This window comes from Psychrobacter immobilis (assembly GCF_904846185.1).
GTDB lineage: Bacteria > Pseudomonadota > Gammaproteobacteria > Pseudomonadales > Moraxellaceae > Psychrobacter > Psychrobacter immobilis_B.
Genome location: NZ_CAJGZQ010000065.1, coordinates 1 through 881, shown reverse-complemented (window position 1 = coordinate 881; position 881 = coordinate 1). Strand labels below are relative to the sequence as shown.

Here is an 881-nt window from a genome sequence, read left to right as displayed (position 1 = left end):
CTCATGTCTTTGTTTTGGACACTTTTGATCACTTGCGCTCGAAAGTCTGCTGAATAGGTCATGTATTCTTCTGCCGTGTCGCTTATTTTAAAAGTATTGTATCTTATTTATAAAAGACTGACTATAACTCTAGCAATACCCAGTTTGAAGTATCTTTCATCGGTACTATTATCTATTTCTAATAATAAATAAGTATAAAGCTCATTAATTTTAACCTTTTGATTTGTTCCTAGAGCAAGTATTGTTGCTCTTCTAAAGCATGCTAAAATATCTTGGCTAGCAAAATTTTGATTTAAATCCATAGATGTTGCTGAATCAATAACCTGATGGACGTATGTAATATTTCTATGATCATGGTATAATCAAAGTATATCAGCAACTCTATTTTTCAGCAGTGGTTCATGAATATCGTCTATTATATCTGTAAGCCATTCTATTTTATCTGTTACGATATTTTGAATGTCCCCATAAGGAAATAATTTATTATTTGCATCAAAATCTAAATGACAAAGCTGTGCTAATAAGTTGAATATTTTTGCTTGGCTTTCTTTACTATTATTTGTAGATTCTTTAGCTAAAGCTAAGAGATGTTCAGTTAGTGAATAATATCCGTAATATTCACCGTCTGCTATTTCATAGTTCCAATTTTCTTTTTTTAATTTCTCTTTAATATTCATTAAAATCAATCCTTTATTATAAATGTGGTATTTTAGAGAGACTAGTTAAGTAGTAACCTCTAACTTTTAACAACTAACTAGGGCGTGTCATCAATTAAGCCAAACGACACAAGAAACTAGATGAACCGCACTTAAGAAATGACAGGCTAACTTGTCATAGCGAGTGGCAATCGCACGATACTGCTTAATCTTGGCAAAGAAGTT

The 881-nt window shown here is 31.2% G+C and carries 2 protein-coding genes and 1 pseudogene; all 3 read right to left on the bottom strand.

Going from position 1 to position 881, the window contains the following annotated elements; all coding sequences use genetic code 11:
- Positions 1 to 107 precede the first annotated feature (107 nt).
- Complete coding sequence (locus JMW94_RS14725) at positions 108 to 302, bottom strand: hypothetical protein (protein ID WP_201604900.1); 195 nt, start codon at positions 300 to 302, stop codon at positions 108 to 110.
- A 60-nt stretch (positions 303 to 362) separates the two neighbouring features.
- Positions 363 to 677 (bottom strand): hypothetical protein, encoded by a 315-nt coding sequence (locus JMW94_RS14720; RefSeq protein ID WP_201604899.1) that lies wholly within the window; start codon positions 675 to 677, stop codon positions 363 to 365.
- 90 nt (positions 678 to 767) lie between these two features.
- A pseudogene (locus tag JMW94_RS14715) lies at positions 768 to 881 on the bottom strand (IS5/IS1182 family transposase); the annotation flags it as partial.